This is a genomic window from Mycobacterium sp. NGS62, from assembly GCF_059812285.1.
This window is the reverse complement of the sequence record NZ_JCALCK010000054.1, coordinates 1-1565: the sequence shown is the minus strand read 5'-3', so window position 1 is coordinate 1565 and position 1565 is coordinate 1. Positions and strand designations below refer to the sequence as shown.

At 57.4% G+C, this 1565-nt stretch carries 1 rRNA gene; it reads left to right on the top strand.

The features are described from left to right. The first annotated feature begins 19 nt into the window (after window positions 1–19). Window positions 20–1552 (top strand): 16S ribosomal RNA (locus tag AC5Y49_RS24620). Window positions 1553–1565: the final 13 nt, after the last annotated feature.

Below are 1565 nucleotides of genomic sequence, written 5' to 3'. Positions count from 1 at the left end.
TTGTGGGTGTTGTGGTTTTTGTTTGGAGAGTTTGATCCTGGCTCAGGACGAACGCTGGCGGCGTGCTTAACACATGCAAGTCGAACGGAAAGGTCTCTTCGGAGATACTCGAGTGGCGAACGGGTGAGTAACACGTGGGTGATCTGCCCTGCACTTCGGGATAAGCTTGGGAAACTGGGTCTAATACCGGATAGGACCATGCCATGCATGTGGTGTGGTGGAAAGTTTTTAACGGTGTGGGATGGGCCCGCGGCCTATCAGCTTGTTGGTGGGGTGATGGCCTACCAAGGCGACGACGGGTAGCCGGCCTGAGAGGGTGTCCGGCCACACTGGGACTGAGATACGGCCCAGACTCCTACGGGAGGCAGCAGTGGGGAATATTGCACAATGGGCGCAAGCCTGATGCAGCGACGCCGCGTGGGGGATGACGGCCTTCGGGTTGTAAACCTCTTTCACCATCGACGAAGCTGCCCTTTTTGGGTGGTGACGGTAGGTGGAGAAGAAGCACCGGCCAACTACGTGCCAGCAGCCGCGGTAATACGTAGGGTGCGAGCGTTGTCCGGAATTACTGGGCGTAAAGAGCTCGTAGGTGGTTTGTCGCGTTGTTCGTGAAATCTCACGGCTTAACTGTGAGCGTGCGGGCGATACGGGCAGACTGGAGTACTGCAGGGGAGACTGGAATTCCTGGTGTAGCGGTGGAATGCGCAGATATCAGGAGGAACACCGGTGGCGAAGGCGGGTCTCTGGGCAGTAACTGACGCTGAGGAGCGAAAGCGTGGGGAGCGAACAGGATTAGATACCCTGGTAGTCCACGCCGTAAACGGTGGGTACTAGGTGTGGGTTTCCTTCCTTGGGATCCGTGCCGTAGCTAACGCATTAAGTACCCCGCCTGGGGAGTACGGCCGCAAGGCTAAAACTCAAAGGAATTGACGGGGGCCCGCACAAGCGGCGGAGCATGTGGATTAATTCGATGCAACGCGAAGAACCTTACCTGGGTTTGACATGCACAGGACGATCGCAGAGATGCGGTTTCCCTTGTGGTCTGTGTGCAGGTGGTGCATGGCTGTCGTCAGCTCGTGTCGTGAGATGTTGGGTTAAGTCCCGCAACGAGCGCAACCCTTGTCTCATGTTGCCAGCACGTGATGGTGGGGACTCGTGAGAGACTGCCGGGGTCAACTCGGAGGAAGGTGGGGATGACGTCAAGTCATCATGCCCCTTATGTCCAGGGCTTCACACATGCTACAATGGCCGGTACAAAGGGCTGCGATGCCGTGAGGTTTAGCGAATCCTTTAAAGCCGGTCTCAGTTCGGATCGGGGTCTGCAACTCGACCCCGTGAAGTCGGAGTCGCTAGTAATCGCAGATCAGCAACGCTGCGGTGAATACGTTCCCGGGCCTTGTACACACCGCCCGTCACGTCATGAAAGTCGGTAACACCCGAAGCCCATGGCCTAACCCCTTGTGGGAGGGAGTGGTCGAAGGTGGGATCGGCGATTGGGACGAAGTCGTAACAAGGTAGCCGTACCGGAAGGTGCGGCTGGATCACCTCCTTTCTAAGGAGCACCA